The 18,983-nt window shown below is 46.9% G+C and carries 20 protein-coding genes; 11 read left to right on the forward strand and 9 right to left on the reverse strand.

Annotated features, from left to right (window positions below; translation table 11 throughout):
• Positions 1–210: 210 nt before the first annotated feature.
• From AC58PV_RS15610 to AC58PV_RS15635, 6 genes are all read right to left on the reverse strand, one after another.
• Positions 211–576, reverse strand: coding sequence for a hypothetical protein (locus tag AC58PV_RS15610; RefSeq protein ID WP_497433146.1), 366 nt, complete (start codon positions 574–576; stop codon positions 211–213).
• A gap of 492 nt (positions 577–1,068) precedes the next feature.
• A complete protein-coding gene (locus tag AC58PV_RS15615) occupies positions 1,069–2,067 on the reverse strand; it encodes a FecCD family ABC transporter permease (RefSeq protein ID WP_497433147.1) in 999 nt (332 codons plus the stop codon).
• Positions 2,064–3,083, reverse strand: coding sequence for a FecCD family ABC transporter permease (locus tag AC58PV_RS15620; protein WP_497433148.1), 1,020 nt, complete (start codon positions 3,081–3,083; stop codon positions 2,064–2,066). Before AC58PV_RS15620 ends, AC58PV_RS15615 begins: the two co-directional genes overlap by 4 nt.
• 4 nt (positions 3,084–3,087) lie before the next feature.
• A complete protein-coding gene (locus tag AC58PV_RS15625; protein WP_497433149.1) occupies positions 3,088–4,062 on the reverse strand; it encodes an ABC transporter substrate-binding protein in 975 nt (324 codons plus the stop codon).
• 103 nt (positions 4,063–4,165) lie between these two features.
• The gene (locus AC58PV_RS15630; protein WP_497433150.1) at positions 4,166–4,969 is read right to left on the reverse strand and encodes a helix-turn-helix transcriptional regulator; all 804 of its coding nucleotides are present in this window, start codon (positions 4,967–4,969) and stop codon (positions 4,166–4,168) included.
• A gap of 114 nt (positions 4,970–5,083) precedes the next feature.
• Positions 5,084–5,377: a hypothetical protein gene (locus tag AC58PV_RS15635; RefSeq protein ID WP_497433151.1), complete on the reverse strand. Its 294-nt coding sequence runs from the start codon at positions 5,375–5,377 to the stop codon at positions 5,084–5,086.
• 221 nt (positions 5,378–5,598) lie between these two features.
• On the opposite strand from AC58PV_RS15635, the gene AC58PV_RS15640 reads away from it, so the two are divergent.
• The 4 genes from AC58PV_RS15640 to lepB all read left to right on the forward strand — a co-directional run bounded on the left by AC58PV_RS15640 (position 5,599) and on the right by lepB (position 8,154).
• Complete coding sequence (locus tag AC58PV_RS15640; protein ID WP_497433152.1) at positions 5,599–6,060, forward strand: hypothetical protein; 462 nt, start codon at positions 5,599–5,601, stop codon at positions 6,058–6,060.
• A 74-nt stretch (positions 6,061–6,134) separates the two neighbouring features.
• Complete coding sequence (locus tag AC58PV_RS15645; RefSeq protein WP_497433153.1) at positions 6,135–6,917, forward strand: hypothetical protein; 783 nt, start codon at positions 6,135–6,137, stop codon at positions 6,915–6,917.
• 70 nt (positions 6,918–6,987) lie between these two features.
• Complete coding sequence (locus AC58PV_RS15650; RefSeq protein WP_497433154.1) at positions 6,988–7,563, forward strand: hypothetical protein; 576 nt, start codon at positions 6,988–6,990, stop codon at positions 7,561–7,563.
• A 36-nt stretch (positions 7,564–7,599) separates the two neighbouring features.
• Complete coding sequence (gene lepB / locus AC58PV_RS15655) at positions 7,600–8,154, forward strand: signal peptidase I (protein WP_497433155.1); 555 nt, start codon at positions 7,600–7,602, stop codon at positions 8,152–8,154.
• 41 nt (positions 8,155–8,195) lie between these two features.
• Here lepB and AC58PV_RS15660 read toward each other — a convergent pair whose 3' ends face one another.
• Positions 8,196–8,840 (reverse strand): response regulator, encoded by a 645-nt coding sequence (locus AC58PV_RS15660; protein WP_497433156.1) that lies wholly within the window; start codon positions 8,838–8,840, stop codon positions 8,196–8,198.
• A gap of 147 nt (positions 8,841–8,987) precedes the next feature.
• On the opposite strand from AC58PV_RS15660, the gene AC58PV_RS15665 reads away from it, so the two are divergent.
• The 4 genes from AC58PV_RS15665 (at position 8,988) to pdaA (ending at position 12,947) form a co-directional block, all read left to right on the forward strand.
• Positions 8,988–10,535 carry a sensor histidine kinase gene (locus tag AC58PV_RS15665; protein ID WP_497433157.1) on the forward strand — a complete coding sequence of 516 codons (1,548 nt, stop codon included), beginning with the start codon at positions 8,988–8,990 and terminating at the stop codon, positions 10,533–10,535.
• Positions 10,528–10,950 carry a response regulator gene (locus AC58PV_RS15670; protein WP_497433158.1) on the forward strand — a complete coding sequence of 141 codons (423 nt, stop codon included), beginning with the start codon at positions 10,528–10,530 and terminating at the stop codon, positions 10,948–10,950. The genes AC58PV_RS15665 and AC58PV_RS15670 overlap by 8 nt, the downstream gene beginning before the upstream one ends.
• Positions 10,947–12,068 carry an HD-GYP domain-containing protein gene (locus tag AC58PV_RS15675; RefSeq protein WP_497433159.1) on the forward strand — a complete coding sequence of 374 codons (1,122 nt, stop codon included), beginning with the start codon at positions 10,947–10,949 and terminating at the stop codon, positions 12,066–12,068. The genes AC58PV_RS15670 and AC58PV_RS15675 overlap by 4 nt, the downstream gene beginning before the upstream one ends.
• Before the next feature lie 108 nt (positions 12,069–12,176).
• Positions 12,177–12,947: a delta-lactam-biosynthetic de-N-acetylase gene (gene pdaA, locus AC58PV_RS15680; RefSeq protein WP_497433160.1), complete on the forward strand. Its 771-nt coding sequence runs from the start codon at positions 12,177–12,179 to the stop codon at positions 12,945–12,947.
• 459 nt (positions 12,948–13,406) lie between these two features.
• On the opposite strand, the gene AC58PV_RS15685 is transcribed toward pdaA, so the two are convergent.
• Positions 13,407–14,318, reverse strand: coding sequence for a peptidyl-prolyl cis-trans isomerase (locus tag AC58PV_RS15685; RefSeq protein ID WP_497433161.1), 912 nt, complete (start codon positions 14,316–14,318; stop codon positions 13,407–13,409).
• Between the two features lie 266 nt (positions 14,319–14,584).
• Between AC58PV_RS15685 and trxB the strand changes: the two genes are divergently transcribed.
• The 3 genes from trxB to tpx all read left to right on the forward strand — a co-directional run bounded on the left by trxB (position 14,585) and on the right by tpx (position 16,469).
• Positions 14,585–15,556 carry a thioredoxin-disulfide reductase gene (trxB, locus tag AC58PV_RS15690; protein ID WP_497433162.1) on the forward strand — a complete coding sequence of 324 codons (972 nt, stop codon included), beginning with the start codon at positions 14,585–14,587 and terminating at the stop codon, positions 15,554–15,556.
• The gene (gene trxA, locus AC58PV_RS15695) at positions 15,546–15,857 is read left to right on the forward strand and encodes a thioredoxin (protein WP_497433163.1); all 312 of its coding nucleotides are present in this window, start codon (positions 15,546–15,548) and stop codon (positions 15,855–15,857) included. Before trxB ends, trxA begins: the two co-directional genes overlap by 11 nt.
• Positions 15,858–15,938: 81 nt before the next feature.
• Positions 15,939–16,469, forward strand: a complete 531-nt coding sequence (gene tpx, locus AC58PV_RS15700) for a thiol peroxidase (protein WP_497433164.1) — start codon at positions 15,939–15,941, stop codon at positions 16,467–16,469.
• A gap of 105 nt (positions 16,470–16,574) precedes the next feature.
• Here the strand turns inward: tpx and AC58PV_RS15705 are convergent, their stop codons facing one another.
• A complete protein-coding gene (locus AC58PV_RS15705; RefSeq protein ID WP_497433165.1) occupies positions 16,575–18,923 on the reverse strand; it encodes a UvrD-helicase domain-containing protein in 2,349 nt (782 codons plus the stop codon).
• Between the last annotated feature and the right edge of the window lie 60 nt (positions 18,924–18,983).

Below are 18,983 nucleotides of genomic sequence, written 5' to 3' on the forward strand. Positions count from 1 at the left end.
CAGTTTAATTTCGTCCAAGGGGACAATTCGAGCACAATTAGATGTAGAAAATCCATTTAAACACCTCAAATACTGGTTTTACCCGGAAATAGATGTAGAAATTCCAGTTAATTCCCCAAAGCTACTCAGTCTGGGAACGCCAACGGAAATACTAAAAACGCGGCAAGCAACGGACGCTAACGTCCAAGCTTACCGCGTTTTTCATTGATCTTAGATTCTTCGGTAACCATTAGGCAGCCGACCACTGTCGCGGATAGCGCGAATTTGTCTCAGCGTCAGGTATTTGTTCGTAGAGATCAGTGAATTCGCATCGTTGCCGTTAATGATGTTATCGAAATCGCTGACGTTCCTAACACCGTGGAAGACTCGGAAATCCCCCCTGAATCGCGTGAGGCTGAAGAGGACGAGCGTTGAGTTGGGGTTCGTAGAGAAGAAGCGAAGGCTCTCCATCCCGCCTAGTGGTATATCGAAGTTAGGAATACCGATGTTGCCGCTTAAGATTGCGCTGCCGCCCTGGTAATACTTCTCGCTGTAAACAGTTAAGCGGGGATAGGTGGGTTTGGCATAGATTGGCATTGGCGTTCAACCTCCTTTCACTGTCTACGATATGTGGACAGGCGGGGGAATGCTTGGACGTATACCGATACGTGCCAAATCCGGGCATGCATCGAAGCGGGTATTAGCACGTGCACCCTCCAATCAGCGCAACAGACAGGAATAACTGGATTTTCTCCATTTAAATGAGCTCTATGTCACACTTTTGGGGGATTAGATGGGTTTTCTACAGTTAATTTTCAGGATTTACTCCGATTCTTTGAAATCTCAATGAAGTAGCTGTAGGTTTTCCAGTTATTCAGCAGAAACGAGCGAATTCGAGAGAATTAACTGTAGGTTATACAGGTAATGGGAGGCAGGGACCTAGACGCTCGCACGCCAACCCGCGAGTCCACTGCAATCCATGTGGCTCCCTCAGAATCGCCACGACACACCAACTTTAGCTAGTTGAGACCCACGAAGTTTCAGAAGCGCAAACAGATCCAAGGTAGCGTTGGGAGTTAGTTAAGGTCCCTACCGCCGCCGCCGCTCGCGGCGCAGCAGATAAATGAAGTACGGCGTCCCGATGACCGCCGTCATAATCCCCACGGGGACCTCCCGTGGGAGAATGATGACGCGGCCGACTAAGTCGCCGAGCAGCATGAGATCCGCGCCGATCAAGGCGGCGAGCGGGATCAACCACTGGTGCCGGCCGCCGACGAGGCTCCGCGCAATATGGGGCGCGATCAGGCCGATGAAGCCGATCGCCCCGACAGCCGACACGGAGATGCCGGCCAGGGCCACTGCGAGCAGCAGCAGCCAGAAGCGCTGCCGCCCAATCCGCACGCCCAGCGCGGCGGTCATCTCTTCGCCAAGCTGAAACACGTTCAGCTTGGCGAAGTTCGCCCACACGATGGGCAACAGCACGGCAATCCATGGCAGCAGGCTGTACACGTTGTTCCAGCTGCGGTTCCACAGACTGCCGGATAACCAGAGCAGCGCCGCATTGATATCACTGGGGTGGCGGACGATCAGATACTGGATGCCAGCCTGAAAGATCGTCCCAATCGCAATGCCCACTAGGGCAAGATGGGAGGGTCTTAGGCTTAAACGGCGGCTAAGCAGCAGCAGCAGAAGGAAAGCCGCGAAGGCACCGATGAAAGCGGCAATCGGTAAGTAATAGCTGGGCAGCATGGGGAACAAGAAAATGACCCCAGCGGCCATAAAGCCTGCTCCTTTGGTAATTCCGATCACATCGGGGCTCGCCAAAGGGTTCCGAATCACGCTTTGAAGAATAACGCCGCCAACAGCTAGTCCAAAGCCAGCCAATATCGCAACCAGTATACGAGGTAAACGCAATTGGTGCACGATAAAATACGAAGGATGCTTCGCATCCGTCAGAGCTGCCCATACATCGCGATAAGGAATACGAACCGCGCCGACATGTGCGTAGATAATCGCTAAGACAATCATCAGTACGAAAGCAATGAGCAACGATATAACGGGGATCCGTAATGCTTTTAAGGTCATCATCGTGCCCTCCGTTGCTTCAAAGCTAGGTAAATGAAGAACGGTGCGCCGATCAATGAAGTGACGATCCCGACAGGTGACTCGAATGGAAAGGCAATAAATCGGCTAAGGAAATCTGCATACAGCAGAAGGATGCCGCCAAGTAAAGCCGTTAATGGACCGTGAACGACCAAGTTCGTACCTACTAATGCCCGCGCAATATGCGGCACGATCAGGCAGACGAAGCCAATAGGGCCGCATAAGGCCACGGCGGAGCCGGCAAGTACAATGACGAGCAGCACACTGATGCCGCGCACGAACGTGATGCGCTGGCCTAGACCTGTCGCAATCTCATCATCAACAAGCAGCAGTTTGAACGAAGGCAGCATGAACGCAAACAATAGCATTCCCCCTATGAAAAAAGGAAGGATTACGCGGACTTCAGTCCAAGCGGCTTGACTTAAAGAGCCGACTAACCAGAAAATCATGCTGTCCGTCGCATGCTGATTCAGAATAATGACTCCTTCCGTTAACGAAGACAGGAGGAAGTGGATCGTAATGCCAGCTAGCGCGATATAGATGTATTGTTTGCTTCCGGTGCCAGCTAGTGACCAAACCAACAGGGCAGCTAGTGCTGCGCCAACAAAGGCAAAAGCAATCAAGCCCATGTTGCCGAAATGCGGCAGAAAAACTAACCCAACGACAACCGCTAAAGCACCTCCCGCATTGATGCCGAAAATGTGAGGGGAAGCCAGCGGGTTCTTCGTCGTGAGCTGGGTGAGCAGCCCAGCAAGCCCAAGCTGCATGCCGACGAGGCATGCCATGATGGCACGCGGTAAGCGCAGCGTTTGGATATAGAGGTGGGCTTTATCGCTGCCTTGATAGGTCACTGCTTCGTACAACGTGTGCCAGGACACGGGGGATTGGCCCCATTTTAAACTAGAAACAATCCCAATTAGCAACGCTAGTAGACTCGCAGAAAATAGGAAGAGCAGAGGCCATTTACGGCTCTGCTTCTCAAGGTTCATGGGTTGGTTCATTGACCTACTGCCCCAGATTCTTCACGATATCGTCGAGGATTTTCTCCGACCCGATCATCCCGCGGGATAAGGACCAGTCACGTCTCTCAACTGTGAATACTTTTTTGTTAGCTACAGCATCAATTTTCTGCCACAGCGGATTCTTTTCCCATTCTTGCACGATAGTTACTTTCTCAGTTGGCATCAGGAACAAGACTTTAGGATTCGCTTCAACTAACTGTTCCAGGGTGATTTGTGGATAAGCTGTCGCGTTTTTCACAGGATCCGTGTACCCAAGCATAGAGAGGAAGGAGCCGCTGTAAGCATGATCCGAGTGGGCGAAGAATCCTTTAGGATTCACAACCGCAGGGAGAACGCTAAGGTTCGACGCGGCAAGTTTCTTTTTCATGGCTTCAACTTTCGTTTGGTGCTCAGCGAGGCGCTTTTTGCCTTCTTCTACTTTGCCAACAGCTTGCGCGATAATGTCTACGTTCTTAAGCATTTGATTGTAATCCGCTTGGAAGTCATCTAACACAAGGACAGGCGCAATGCCTTTGAGCTGTGGGATCGCAGCTTTATGTTTATTGATATCCACGATAATTAGGTCAGGTTTAAGGGAAGAAATAAGTTCAATATTAGGTTCATAGCGTGAGCCTACGGACGTGTAAGTTTTGAGCAAAGCTTTTACGGAGTCCATCAAAAGGTCTGGGGAGCTATCGTCCGCAACACCAATCGGCTGTACGCCAAGCGAAACAAGGATATCTGTAAAGCCGAATTCCATGGCTACGATACGTTCAGGCTTCTTCGGTAATTCCACTGTGCCTACCGCATCTTGAACGGTTATTTTCCCATCCGCTTTGGAGGTGGGAGTTGGGCTAGCGGCAACGGATGACGTTGTTGCAGCTGATTCGGTATTCGTCGCTTTGCCACAAGCAGCGAGGCTTAGTGCAAAAACGCTGATCAGTGCGATAAGGCTAATACGAGTAAAAAGGGATTTCATTTCGGCAATCCTCCGTGACAATGATTATTATTCTCAATGAGTATAATAACTAATAATGGATGCATAGAACATGTCCAATATGCAGATTGGACATGTCTTATTATTAGATTTTAGGGTGCCTAGTGATATATTGGGATGGCGTATAGCCGGTTTTTTTCTTGAAGACTTTACTGAAATGGAAGTAATCGACAAATCCGACACGACTCGCAATCTCTTTGGCCAGCAGATCGGTCTGCAGAAACATGATCTTCGCTTTCTCAATACGCAAGGTATATAAGTAGCTCATGAGCGTCTTTCCCGTCATTTTTTTAAATAAAACCGTAAAATACCCCACGCTCATACCCGCACGACGGGCCAGCATCGGCAAAGTAAGTTCGAGCATATAATGCTCGTTAATATAGGAAATGGTACCCTCAATTGATTCGGAAGCCGTCTTCTTCTCCTGGGTCAAATCGGATTCATGGAGATAGATAAATAAGATACGCTCTAGCATCATGCGCATTCGCATGATATGTGTTGCGTCTTCCCAGACAGTCAAAGGGTCATGGTCCTGCGTTCTCCGAATAATTTCATCCAGCATATAGTGGATTTTGATCTCGCTTAAGGTGGTAAGGTGCCCCTGCAAGGTCCAGTCGTGTTCCTCGGGCAGCATACGATAGGTAATAACGACATAATCAACGGTTTTTGTTCGGGGTATCTGAATGGTGTAGTCGCCTTGATCGGGATGACACGCATACGCTTGCGAGCAAATAATGGGTTCATGGCCAGCGAAATGCAGCGTGAGATGACCTTGGCGGACAATAACCAGTTGATATTTGCTTGGTGAACTTGTAACGGCTAAAGCTGAAGAAGCGACCTGAATATGATCAATTAACGGAACGAGCGGGATCATTTGATGAAAATTCACAGCGCAGGCACTCCTTTCAAGCGGCGTTGGTAGTAGTCTCATAGTGACATAAAAGCAGAGCAGCAACAAGCCTTCCCAGACAAAAAAAGCACCCCACATGAGGGTGCCACGCCATCACATCGCATATACACTTTTGCTGATAATTTCTGGTAGTTCAGCGCGTTGGGCTAGATACTGTTCAGGTGTAATGCTGCCATTAAACAGTCGCAACTGGAGCTGCTCGGTGAGTTCCGCTAACTGGAGTTCGATGACCTTCTGGACATCAACCTGATTAGCTTTTGCGATATCGGCTAATGAAAATCCGTTAACCTGTGCGGTATACATATCTTCCTCTGAAGATAACTTTAGGACATGCAGTAAATCTTCTTTGATTGGTTTAGGATCGCGTCTACGAATAGGAATCTCCACCCCTACAGATCATGTACTCTATTGTATTCAGATGAAAGCTAAGTGGAATGGGGAGATACCACAGAATTCGAGAATTTGAATGTCTATGGTACCAAAGTCTACCATCGCCCCCCGCAAAAGTTGAATCAATAAATTACTCCAAAGGGCGAGGTCACATTTCGGATAAGAAGATACAATTTGTATGTAAGCAAGCGCAGCAATCGAGGAGGTAAGTAATTGAAATGATACGCAAGAATCTCAAGTTGACGATCGTTTCTCTAAGCTTATCAATCTCCCTCGCTATGGGTACAGCGGCTTACGCCTACACGGATGCAGGGGCTACTTTGCAAGAGTGGGGAAAATCACGCATACAACTTGCTAAGCATGAGATCAATGGCGTGCTTCAACAAGAGAGCGTTACTGCACGACAAGAATTGAATCAAGTGAAGGATGAAGGCGTAGCGCATGCGGGAACTCAGATTGAGCAGACTGCGGTGAATGCTAGCCACAGTGTTTCACAACATATCGGACAAGCGCAACAAACTTACGAAGATCAACTTAACGGTATTGTGAGTGAGTTGTCCCAATCCGGTCGTGTAGATTTTGAACTATTTGTACAGGCTTCATCTATTCGAATGAGTAAAGAGCTCGAAGGATGGGCAAGTGAAACGATTCTAGGGTTAACGGAACAGTTAGGTAATTAACTCACAGCATGAATTCTGGGTTCACACAAGGTGGACGCATTAAACAATAAAATATGACTAAGGGAGAATGAGAAATGATGAAATCTTTGAAAAGCAAATTGGCGATTGGCGTTGTAGCAACAGGTTTAGTAGCAGGTATGGGTACAGCATTTGCAGCAACTGGCGTAGATGCAGGCGTACAACTGCAATCTTGGTATTCCGCTGCTTCCAACTTGGCAAAGGCTACAGTTACAGGCCAACTTAATACGTATTATGCTACTAAAACAGGAGAATTGAATACAACCGTTACAACTGGAATCAATGCAGCTCGTACGAATATTGCTACAACTGGAAGAGCTGAGTTGGCTGGTGTGAATTCCGAGATTAATGGCCAAAAAGGTGAATACCTAGGACAAATCAGCAATGCAAAAGGAGCAATCAACACTAGTATTGGTGCTGAGTATGATGCTTTTGTAAGTTCAACCAATGACAAAACAAATCGCGATCTAGCTGCTGTTGGCGTACAGGCTGAGAAAGATATTACTAATGCAGTTAGAAATCATGAAGGTGTATACACGACAAGATTGAATGAAGGCGTGGCTGCAACTAGCACGGCTGCAAAAAATGCTTTAACGACTGCAATTGTTGATGCGAAATCAGAATTGAATGGCAAAATTACTGCGGAAAGTGGACAAGCAGCAGCAGAAGTAACTACGAATCTTAATACTACAATCGGTGCGCTACAAACCCAACTTGCGAACTCTACTTCAAGCAAACAAACTGCAGCTCAAGAAAGACTTGCTGCACTTGCTGATACGCTAGAAGGCAATGCAATTGATGAACTAGACGCTATCGTTCAAGGGATTACAACTCCATAATCTATGCAAGCAGCCGGAGGTCCATCCGTGGATCTCTGGTTTTACTTATGAATCTGAAGGAGTTGCTAGGGTGAAAAGTAGACTTGAGAAAAATCAGTTGTGGACAAAACGTAAAATCGCTGTTGGAATTGTCTCTTTAACGGTTGTCATTTCAGCAACTACCGGAATTTCTTATGCGGATACAGATCTTGCAGGTGCAATGACTTCTTGGTTTGCGAAGAAAACAGGGCAGGTTATGCAAAGCCTAGACATATCCATGCAAACCGAGATCCAAGCACAGAAGGAATTGTTAAAGAAAGAATTACAGCAGCGACTTGAGAATGCGTCGCTAAGTTTGGAAGCCTATGCAGATGAGCAGAAAAAAATTCGGTTAGAAACGTTATCGCAATATGCAAAAAATTTGCTTGCGGAGATGGATATTCATTCGGGCCAAGATCGTGAGCAACTGGTACGCAAGCTGGAAGAAATCATTACAAGTGCACAGTCGGCTATGGAGGACTTAAAGACTAGCTATGTGCCGCCTGCTCTTGTATTTACAGCTTCTCCATTGATGGGGACACCAAGTCCAGTAACAGTTATTTCCGATGTTTATGGGCAACCACCCCTTTCAACGCCAGCAACAGTAACCGAGGTTACTTACCAATAAGACATAGACATTCGTGTAATTGAGGGGAATATCAGGATGGAAGAAGGCCTAGTCGTTCAAGTAGTTGCGAAGAAGAAAAATGAAGTATGGGGTTGGATTCGATTTAGTTTACTAATGGTGCTGCTCTTTCTTATTATTCATAATGTGGTAGGAATTACGAAAGTATCAGGTAATTCAATGAACCCATCGTTACAAAATGGGAATATACTGTTGATGAACAAGCTCCCGTTGTTCTACACTTCACCTAAGTACGGTGATGTTGTAGTAATTCAAGACGAGAGGCTCGGTTTCAGTATTATTAAACGTGTAATTGGGGTGCAAGGCGACCATATCCTCATTACAGGCGGCGTCATTTATGTCAATGGTAGTCCTTTGGCTGAATTATATACCGTCGGGGAATCAGAGGATATGAAGGAACAGATCGTGGCAAGCGGACACTTGTTCGTTGTTGGAGACAATCGGAACTTAGGTGAGAGCAAGGATAGTCGTGATCCATCTCTAGGCCAGGTTCAATTGAAAGATGTGAGGGGATATGCAGCTGTTTCACTCTTTCCCTTGCACCGGATTTCGATGCCACTTGACATGAAATAATGAAAGATCCGGCGGGGGGATCCCGACGGATCTTTGGTGTACTATCGTTGAAGTTCGAATTGCACTAATCCCTTGGAGAGCGCATAGAGAGCTGCTTGTGTGCGGTCAGCTAAATCAAGCTTAGCCAAGACTTGACTCACATGTTTCTTAACCGTGAATTCTGTGATGAACAGTGTGTTGGCGATATCTTTATTCGAATATCCTTTGCCTAGGGCAAGAAGAACCTCAAGCTCTTTGGGCGTGAGTTCGGATAGTGTCTGTTCCTGATCCGTTGAAGAATCCTCCATCAGCGAGCTCATTAAATCAGGATCGTAGTATTTACGTCCACGAGAGACGACTTCGATTGCGTATAAGAGATCTTCAGGGAAGGCTTCTTTTAAGCAGATGCCCTCGACTTGTTGGGACTGAGCTAGCTGAAGCTCACTTCGTGTAATAGATGAGGTCAATATCATGAATTTGCAGGAATGGCCCGCACGGCGAACTTCTTGGATCGCGTCTAAGCCATTGTCGCTACCTAAATTCAAATCTACAAGAATGAGATCCGGTCTACATTGTTCTAACAGAAGTAGTGCTTCTCTAGTGCTGGCGGCTTCTCCTAGAACTTGTATGAGTGGACTGGACGACACGATCGTACGAATACCATGGCGAACAAGTGGATGATCATCGAGGATGATAATGTTAGTCAACCGGTTAACCTCCTATAAAAAACCAATCTATGTTATAGTAGTGTAGTTCTTGATTCCTAGGACTTTAGGTCTAATCAATTCTTAAATTATATAACACATTCTTCCAAAAATCCATTATGATTACATTATATTTAGGAGTAGTTAGACATGTTTTTGCAAAAGAAAACGGGCTTATATGTATTCCTCGCTTTCAGATGGGCGTTGCTGTTGATCGGGCTCTTCCTGTATGCCAGGAATAATCCAATTACGCCGGGATTAGTGCTGCTGGCGGTACTATTCCAAACGTTATTTAGTTTTGCGCAAATTAGAAACGTAAAAAGGCTAAGATTGCTAACAGCCGTCATAGATATCTGTTTTAGCTTGTATGTAATAAGCCAAACGGGAGGACTCTCGAGTCCTGTTCTGATTTACAGCTTCGCTGGTTTACTTACTTTCAAAAGATTTGTAACTTGGCATGTCTATTATTCCATCCTATTTCTCTATTCGCTGTTGGTTCCCTTGTTGTTCTCTAGTGCAGGATCATTATCGATGTATGGGTATCTAATCAAGCATTTTAGTTATAGTTTGGTCGTGCTCATCTTCTTTCTCAGCATGGGTATGGCACATTATGGAATCAAGGTTGTTCGCCAAGAATACAGGAAGCTCATGATGGTCTATGGATCTAGCTCTTATGCGGCTTCGGCTAAGAATCAAGGCATTACCTCTTATTCAGAAGGCGTATTGAAGAGGGTGTTGGATGATCGCGAAGTTATTCTGTGCTTGGCTGGTGTAAGTGATTCTGAAAAGCCAAGAAGCTGGAGACAGACGTATTATACGAATTATTTAATACAAAATAGACCGTATGCTTTCAAAGTGTATGCGGACGTGCCTTCGCCGACAGGTGAAGTTGTGCCATTTTATATTGAAACGCTTAAGGATCGTCAGGGAACTATCTATGGCTGGTTACTCGTGCAAGCGGGCAAGGACGAATTGACTGTTCTACATAAGCTGTATATTCACTTTATTCTCATTCGGTTGGAAGCTGATCATTTTGTAAAAGGGGAACTGGCCCATGCCGCAGAGGCGGCTGTTGCGAAAGAACGGGACAGCATCGCGCAAAACATTCATGATGGTATCGCACAGGAGCTGTTCTTTATCTCGATTCAACTATTCCAATTGAAACAATCCCTTCCAGTGGAGACCCGTGAGGCGACACTTCCTTTTGTGTTAGAAGTTGAGAAGAAGGTTAAGGAGAGCCACCGCGATATTCGGCAGTACATTATGGAGCTGAAGGATGAGAAAAGGAAAATTAATCTTCATCATGCGATAGAGAAGCTACTGCAGCGAGTGACAGAGCATACCGAAGTCAAACCGACTTTTGAGAAGATCGGGTGGATAGCACACGAAAAGCTGGATATTGAGGAAGCGATTTACCATTTGGTTGAAGAGGCAGCGAATAACGTCATTAAGCATGCACAAGCCAAGCACATTTATGTGCAGATTGAGGTTACGAGTGTACAATGGGCGGTCACAATTAGGGATGATGGGATGGGAATGATGTTGTCCAAGGGGAATACAGGGGGGCGCTACGGACTAGGAGGCATGGAAAATCGTATCAAATCCTTGAATGGCGCGATCTCGTTCCACTCGGAACCGGGCAAAGGAACAACGATTACAGCTTATATTCCACGCGAGAGGAGTATGGCGTATGTATAAAGTTGTCATAGCCGATGATCGGCAGCTGATTAGGACAGGTCTACATATGTTGCTTGAAAGTTGCGGCTCCTACATGGTAGCGGGAGAGGCATCGGACGGTGATGAAGCCGTGATACAATCGCTGGCACTAATGCCCGATTTGCTTCTAACCGATCTCAAAATGCCTGGACGATGCATCATTGAAGGTGTTCGAACATTGAAAGAGAGATTACCGCATACCAAAATAATTATTTTAACCGCATTTGATGAAAGTGAAGATATTTATCGCGCTTTTAAAGCGGGCGTAGACGGGTATTTGATGAAGGATACAAGTCCAGAGTTCATTCTTGCTACAATTCAAGAAGTGATGAAGGGAAGCTCCATGTTTCAAACAAAGGAGAATAGTCTTTACTTGACGAGGGAGAACTTGCTATGAATATTGTGCAACGGTTCAGTAGACAACCAATTCATCAGTTATGTATGTTTATCATTGGCAGTATGGCGACACTATGCGCACTGAGTGGTTTATGTTATTGGCTTATTTCTCGGAATGCCGAGTCTCAATTGTACACGATGTCATCGGCAACGGTGTCCCTATTCGGATGGGCCATGTATGGCTTACAACACATTATGCCCCAACATAACCGGTATTCAAAGTTGATTGCACCACTTCTAATATTTCTGGTAATCATCATGACTACCTTATATAACCCGTTGGCATTGCAGCAAATGTGGGTAGCCCTCATCTTTTTCCCGCTGATGCTCAGCTTGTTGGTTGAAGTGAGGATTTACTTATATGGCTCGCTCTTATTCTTGGTTTACTTTGTTAGTTTTCACATTTTTGGAGGGGGCTTTACGCCATATGGCGATACTTCTTCTATTATCATGGCAACAACGAAAGGCGTTTATGCGCTCGGTTGTATCATTCTGGGCTTGATTGTTCAAATCTTTATGTATCAATATAAACGTGATGCGGATGACTCTGCTTTTCAGAAACAGAAGCAGCAGGTGATTAATATGCTCCAATCTTTTATCTCGGTAGGAGAGCGGAAAACGCAGACCTCACGCAAAGAAATTGGTGAAATGAGTTCGTTGCTGAAGAAACTTGTTCATGTCTATGGCGGTCTTCATGTACAGGAGTGGGAGATTGATTTACTGTCACTGATGCATTTCGTAAGCAGGGTGAAGTTGCCGGATTATATGTTTGAAAAAGAAGGCAAGTTATCGGAATTTGAGTTTGAAGTGGTGCAAGAGCATTGTTATATGGCCAGGGAACTGTGCGAAGGTATTCCGGACTTCAAGGAAGTAGAGAAAGTATTCTTGTATCATCATGAAAAAATAGATGGAACCGGCTATCCGTTTCGCCTGGAAGGTGCACAAATTCCAATTCTTTCACAAATGCTTGGGATTGTAGAAATGTATCTCGCAATGACAACGCCGCGTTCCTATAGGCAAGCGACCTCGAAGCAGGCATCTTATGCGGAGATTCAAAAACTGACTAATGTGTCGTTTCGATCAGACATTGTAGAAGCGTTCGGAAAAGTGATCGATTGAGGTAGGAGCACATAATCTACTGCCGTGGTGTGGCATATTAGTAACAGTCCCAATTGGCTGTAACGGATTACACCTCATCACATAAGGCAAGGAGTGCATGATATCCCTATGAAAATGTTGCGTATTCTCCTACTTTCCCTAGCGCTTATAGCTGGGCAAGTGAGCATGGTCTCAGCGGATGGCACCTATCATTTTGGTTTCAAAAAAAGTGTCAACGGCGGGCCGCCATCGATCGATGAAGAGGGATTCAAGAGCCTCTTGAAACAGCGCGGCGCCGTGTTCACAGGCGATCAGTCACAAAAGGAATTGTACTTAACCTTCGATAACGGGTATGAACAAGGCTACACAGGTCGCATTCTAGATGTGCTCAAAGAGAAACAAGTGCCGGCGATATTTTTCGTGACAGGCCACTATATTCGAACTGAACCAGAGCTGCTCAAGCGCATGGCTGCCGAGGGGCATCTGATCGGCAACCATTCTTGGAGCCATCCCGATATGAGTCAGATTCCGGCGGAGCGCATTCAGAAAGAGTTGAACCAAGTGAAGGACGAAGTCGCTGCGGTGACTGGGCAAAAGGAAATGCACTATCTGCGCGCGCCTCGGGGCATTTTCAATGACCGTTCGCTCGCTGTCAGCCAAGGACTGAACTACACGAATGTGTTCTGGTCCGTTGCGTATCGTGACTGGGAGCCCAAGCAGCAGAAGGGCTGGGAGTATGCCTACAAGAATGTCATGGCCCAGCTGCATCCTGGGGCTGTCATCCTCTTGCACTCCGTTTCCAGCGACAACACGGAAGCGCTAGGTAAAATCATTGACGCTGCGCGTGCGCAGGGCTACCAGTTCAAGAGCCTGGACGAGATGAAGCTTCGCACACCGTAAGAAGGTAGAGAAAACCCCCATAGCTGGAGCTATGGGGGTTTGGTGTTGTGTAGGGAGGGGGAGCGCGTCAGCCGATCTGTGTTATCCAGTCCCGCGATAGCCGTGACCGCGCCTCCCGAAGCAGAACAACTGAACTGGCGTCTCTCGAACCAGCTACAGCCGAACTGGCGATCTCCCGAACGCATTAAATGGATTTTATACAGCTATTTTCGTGGATTTAGCTCAAATTTTCGAAATAGATGGATTTCCTGTAGTTAAATGGAGCCATTTTCTCGAAAAAGCGTAAATCAGCCTGAAATAACTGGATATTTTCCATCTAAATCATATTTCCAATGGGAAAGGCTCGAATTAACTACCTATTTTACAGTTATTTCAGTCCGAGTGTATCCGCCGCCTCACAGGACGCAAGTTGATTTCCCGGACTATTCACGGCCAGCACCAGTCTCACTTCAGCCAGCACTAGGTTGTCTTAGTCAAATCAGCAAGATTATTTTCAATCTTAGCCTCAGATTTCTTTTGTTCCAACCAAGTTTGGGACAGGGTTGATATCTTTTGATCGACTAACGCTTGCTTAATCGTATCAGTTTTGTCTGCAAGCGTTGGTGTTGAGGCAGCTTTATGATCCGTTACTTTAATAACATCGTAACCAGTTGCTGTTTGTACAGCAGAACTAACACCACCAGTTTCCAAAGCAAATGCCGCGGCTTCAAAGACCGGGTCTCCTTGTCCTGCCGAAATATAGCCTAAATCTCCACCTTTATCCTTGGTGGCTGTATCGGTAGAACTTTCTTTCGCAAGTGCCGCGAAATCTCCGCCGCTTTTCAACTTCGCAATAATGGCCTCAGCTTCAGCCTCCGTCGCTACCGAGATGTGGGATGCTTTCACTTGTGCAGGCACCTTTAATGATTCTAAATTTTCATCATAATACTTTTTGATTTCATCGTCAGTGACCGTAACTTGCGGCTCCAGAATTTTCTTCAGCGTGACTTGGGACTGCATATTTTTCTTCAAATCGTCGAGTGTCATGCCATAGTTAGCAAGTGCTTGGTTAAATTCATCATCGGAACCATACGTAGCTTTAATCGTTTGAATCTCATTCGTTACATCGGCATCGGTAATTTGGATGCCCGCTTTCTTACTCTCTTGGGAGATAAGTTCTTCCGTGATCATCGAATCAAGCGTTTGCGCTCCGCCACTAGCTACCAAAGCGTTATACAGCTTAGACGTGCTTATTTCAACCCCGTTGACTTTGGCAACGGCTTTTTCATCGTTATTTTTAGCACCAGGTGGAAAAACCGAAGCGTAGGCAATCAAACTGACCAGAAGGACGGATGAGGTCCATACCCATATGCGATTATTTTTTGAATTCATATATATACTTCCTCTCGTGATGTGGCTGTTAGTGTCGTTCTCGTTCTGAAACCCATTATGCCTGACCAAGCTGAAGGAAGTATGAGCGTAAGCTGAACGTGAGCTTAATACATGACACTTGCGAAATATTTAATTGTGTACAATTTAATTGTTGACTAAATAAATTCCGAGTGTTATGATTCATCTATAAGGTTTGTTGCAAATTTAATTGGACGCAATATTAATTCATAACATTAGCATCACGTAGCAAATAAGGAGGAATTCCTATGCATCACAAAGCGATCATTATTGGAACAGGACCTGCGGGACTAACCGCAGCCATTTACTTAGCAAGAGCGAACATCTCACCGCTTGTTATAGAGGGCATACAGCCAGGTGGTCAATTGACCACCACAACAGAAGTCGATAACTTCCCAGGTTTCCCTGACGGGATTACAGGACCTGAGCTCATGGACAACATGCGGAAACAAGCGCTTCGCTTCGGGGCAACGATTCAGTCGGGGCGCGTAGCGGAGGTAGACTTCTCCAAACGTCCATTTACCTTATTTCTCGAGGATGGCGGGCAATTAACCGCAGACTCGCTCATTATTTCAACAGGTGCAACAGCTAAGAAATTAGGCATACCTGGCGAAGCCGACAATATTGGCAAAGGGGTAAGTACCTGCGCAACGTGTGACGGATTTTTCTTCCGGAACAAAAAGATCATCGTCATCGGCGGTGGCGATACTGCAATGGAAGAGGCGCAGTTCCTGACGCGGTTCGCTTCAGAAGTTCGTGTAGTCCATCGTAGAGACGATCTCAAGGCATCGAAAATCATGCAAGATCACGCTCGAGGCAATAGCAAAGTAGCTTGGAGCTTGAATCGCACACCACTTGAAGTGGTTGCAGGACCCATGGGTGTGACAGGACTGAAAGTCCACAATAACGCTACCGGTGAGGAAGAATTGCTGGAGGCGGACGGGATTTTCCTAGCTATCGGGCATACCCCGAATACGGGTTTCTTAGGCGGGCAGCTGCCAACCGATGAGCTTGGGTACTTGCAAGTGATCCCAGGTACATCTCAAACGACAATCCCAGGCGTGTTCGCTTGCGGCGATGTACAAGATCGGATTTACCGCCAAGCGATTACTTCAGCAGGAAGTGGTTGTATGGCTGCGCTGGATGCCGAACGTTTTATTTCGGAGCATCAAACGAGTCTAGAGCACGAATTACAAGGAGGAATGAGCTATGTCCGTTAATCATATATCTGATGCTACTTTTTTTAATGAAACAAGTACGGGTACCGTTCTCGTCGATTTCTGGGCGCCATGGTGCGGCCCTTGTAAAATGATCGCTCCAATTCTAGACGAACTATCAGCCGAAATCGGTGATACCGCCAAAATCGTTAAAATCAACGTCGATGATAACCCGGAATCCGCTGCGAAATACAACGTGATGAGTATACCGACCTTACTTGTTTTTAAAGACGGGCAAGTGGTCAATCAGCTGGTTGGGGTGCAGAGCAAAGAGAAGTTGAAAACTGTTATTGCAGCGGTATAAGTTAGTTGTACGGCATAAATCGAAGTGCTAACATCCTAGAAAGTAAAATAACCCATTCATATACCTTAGGAGGATTATCAAATGACACAAACACACTTACAAGAACGCACAGGTGTCGCTACCCTTGGAGGCAACCCGATCACTTTACTGGGTCCGGAAATCAAAGTTGGGGATCAAGCGCCAGATTTTAAAGTAAACAAGGATCTGATGACCGAAGTCAGTCTGGCGGATTATGCAGGCAAAGTGAAGCTTATTTCCGTGGTGCCATCCGTTGATACAGGGACGTGTGACGCTCAGACGCGCCGCTTCAATGTGGAGGCCGACAAGCTGGGTGATGACGTGGTTATTTTGACGATTTCAGTGGATCTGCCTTTTGCTCAGAGTCGTTTCTGCGGTGCTGCAGGGATTGATAAAGTCGTCACCCTTTCCGATTACAAAAATCGTTCATTCGGCCAAGCTTACGGCGTGCTTATCAAAGAAATCCAATTGGATCAGCGGGCAATCTTCATCGTGGATGCGAATGATACCGTGCGCTATGTGGAGTATTTGAGTGAAATGAGTAACCATCCGAATTATGATGCGGCTTTGGAGGCATTGAGAACGTTAGTATAAGATGTCCATGTAAAATGTCGAGATGAAAGAAAAGAGCAGTCATCCCTTGTGGGATGGCTGCTCTTTGTGTGTAAGGGCGGTACCAGCCTGGCCTGCTGCAAGCCGCTACCGCTGCGCCAGCGCGATCTCGCGGCTGCCCTTGACCATGCCCGCGCCGCAGAGCGGGCACGCCTTCGCCGCGAGTCGTGCCTCCTGCGGCGAAGAGATCCGCGACCAGGCTTTGCAGCCGGTCGCGCTGCACAACCACGCCGCGACCCGCTCGGTCGCGGTCCCGGCACTGCCGCCAGTCGCAGCTCCGCTCGCGACTGAACGCCCGGCCGCGGCTCCGCCAGCGGCCGTGAACCCGCCAGCCGGCTTGCTGCGGCTGGTCACAACCCCTGCGTCCGCGCCAGGGAACGCGGACAAAAGAAAGCGGGAAGGCTCCGCCTTCTTCCCGCGGTAGAACGCCGGCGAGCTGATCAGCAGCTCGCCTTTGGCCCTTGTCACGGCGACATAAGCCAGTCGCCGTTCTTCCTCGAGCGCGGCAGCAGCCTTGTCCCGCGCAACGACGCCCGCCATTTTGACATCGTCCAAATGGCCTGCATCGAGTGCCGAGCTATGCGGCATATTGCCTTCAATCGCACAGAGCAGGTACACGATCGGGAACTCGAGTCCCTTCGATTTATGAATGGTCATCAGCGAGATTTTGTTCGCGAATTGATCTTTGCTTTGAGCTCGCATTTCCGTGCGTTTTTCAGCTACTTCATGGATAAAATAAAGAAACTGCTCGACCGTGTTGAACCGCTTAGCCGAAGACTCCAGCTCATCCAGTGTTTCTTTCAACATTTCACGATGTTGCGTGAGCTTGCTGCGCTTATTGGTTTCCAGGAACGCATCGTAGAAATCCTTGCGAATCGCTTGAATGGCTGCGAGCGGTGTCATCTCCACGAGAGATTTGATCAAACGAATGCGGGCTTTCAGCTTTTCTTTTTGAAATTCTTTTAACTGTGGAAGCCCCAGTAGATGAATGAGAGGCCACTTTTTGGGCTGAATCGCTTCTTGATCTTGAATAATGCGCATGCCTTGGTCTCGTCCAATATATAATGAGGGGAGGACGCCTTCGATGGCTTCGAAATTCCGCCGCTCTTGCGCAATCCGCAAATGATCAATAATCGGCTTCACCATCCACTGTTCATAGAATGAATCATTAGTGCCATAATCCACGAAAGGGAGGTTATGCAGAATGAGCCCCTCAATAATAGCCCGACTGTTGCTCGCTGTTCGATACAAAATCGCGAAATCCCCATATTGGCAGCCGCCCTCAGCAACCTTAAGCCGAATGTCGTCAATCAACCAATCTGCCTCGTCATCACTGTTTGCAGGTTTCACATAGTGCGGTTTATGGGTACTTTCTTTTGTAGCGAGGAGCGTTTTCAATTTCCGCTGCTTGTTGTGCTGAATGATTGCATTGCCTAAGCCTACAATACTCGATGTTGACCGGTAGTTGATATCCAGCGTGACGGTTGTTGCAGTGGGGTACTCCTCATGGAATTGCAAAATAAATTCATTTCTCGCCCCATTAAACGAGTAAATCGTCTGGTCATCGTCACCAACAACCATCAGATTCTGATGGGCGGCCGCAATCATTTTAACAATTTCATATTGCACGGTATTCGTATCTTGGAACTCATCGACGCTGATGTAGGTAAACTTACGCTGCAAGGAACGAAGAATGTCAGGATTCTGGAGGAGTAGTTGATACGCTTTGATCAAAATATCATCGAAATCGATCTTCTGCTGTTCCATTTTCCATTGCTCGTACTGCATGAAAATTTTCTTAGTTTCCTGTTCCTCTTCAGTGCCTTCAGGAAGATCTTCAACCTCGATGAGCTGCATTCTGTAGGAGGAGAGCAGTGAAATAAGCACTTCAGGCTGATACGTATCCTGCAAGCCCATACTAAGCATGATCCGCTTGAAAACAATTTGCTGAAAGCGGCCATCGCTCAGAATCTCCTGCTGCAGCCCGTTCATCCGCAGGATTCGCAGGCAGAACGCATGAAACGTCCGCACCTGCATCACGCTCGCCATACTTGCATGAAGACCGGGCATCGTCGTGAGACGTTCCCGCATTTCTTCAGCGGCCTTTTTGGAGAACGTAATAAGGAGTAGATTCGCAGGCTGTACCTGATGAACACGGAGCAAATAAGCGACCCGGCATACAAGTACTGTCGTTTTCCCAGAACCGGCACCAGCGAGCGTGAGTAGAGGGCCCTTGAAGTGTCTGACAGCCTTGATCTGAGCTTCATTGAGCAGGATACCATGCTCCTCCAAGTCGCGGAAAAAATAACTATCCGAATCACGGTCGGGTACGAGCTTAGTACTATTGGTAAGAAGCGCCATTTGGGCATGCGGAATCGGGCGTTCTGTAGTTGGTTTATAGCCTAATGGCGTTGTATACATAGGAATTGAATTCACGTGACCACCTGTTTCTTAACAATGTTACTTGCAAGACTGAACCATCTATTCTACCACAAT

It is taken from the genome of Paenibacillus sp. J22FR83 (assembly GCF_059691955.1).

Bases quoted from the DNA above. Each gene is read 5' to 3' on its own strand.
- AC58PV_RS15610 (WP_497433146.1), bottom strand. From the start codon at position 576: ATGCCAATCTATGCCAAACCCACCTATCCCCGCTTAACTGTTTACAGC.
- AC58PV_RS15615 (WP_497433147.1), bottom strand. From the start codon at position 2,067: ATGATGACCTTAAAAGCATTACGGATCCCCGTTATATCGTTGCTCATT.
- AC58PV_RS15620 (WP_497433148.1), bottom strand. From the start codon at position 3,083: ATGAACCAACCCATGAACCTTGAGAAGCAGAGCCGTAAATGGCCTCTG.
- AC58PV_RS15625 (WP_497433149.1), bottom strand. From the start codon at position 4,062: ATGAAATCCCTTTTTACTCGTATTAGCCTTATCGCACTGATCAGCGTT.
- AC58PV_RS15640 (WP_497433152.1), top strand. From the start codon at position 5,599: ATGATACGCAAGAATCTCAAGTTGACGATCGTTTCTCTAAGCTTATCA.
- AC58PV_RS15645 (WP_497433153.1), top strand. From the start codon at position 6,135: ATGATGAAATCTTTGAAAAGCAAATTGGCGATTGGCGTTGTAGCAACA.
- lepB (WP_497433155.1), top strand. From the start codon at position 7,600: ATGGAAGAAGGCCTAGTCGTTCAAGTAGTTGCGAAGAAGAAAAATGAA.
- AC58PV_RS15665 (WP_497433157.1), top strand. From the start codon at position 8,988: ATGTTTTTGCAAAAGAAAACGGGCTTATATGTATTCCTCGCTTTCAGA.
- AC58PV_RS15670 (WP_497433158.1), top strand. From the start codon at position 10,528: ATGTATAAAGTTGTCATAGCCGATGATCGGCAGCTGATTAGGACAGGT.
- AC58PV_RS15675 (WP_497433159.1), top strand. From the start codon at position 10,947: ATGAATATTGTGCAACGGTTCAGTAGACAACCAATTCATCAGTTATGT.
- pdaA (WP_497433160.1), top strand. From the start codon at position 12,177: ATGAAAATGTTGCGTATTCTCCTACTTTCCCTAGCGCTTATAGCTGGG.
- AC58PV_RS15685 (WP_497433161.1), bottom strand. From the start codon at position 14,318: ATGAATTCAAAAAATAATCGCATATGGGTATGGACCTCATCCGTCCTT.
- trxB (WP_497433162.1), top strand. From the start codon at position 14,585: ATGCATCACAAAGCGATCATTATTGGAACAGGACCTGCGGGACTAACC.
- trxA (WP_497433163.1), top strand. From the start codon at position 15,546: ATGTCCGTTAATCATATATCTGATGCTACTTTTTTTAATGAAACAAGT.
- tpx (WP_497433164.1), top strand. From the start codon at position 15,939: ATGACACAAACACACTTACAAGAACGCACAGGTGTCGCTACCCTTGGA.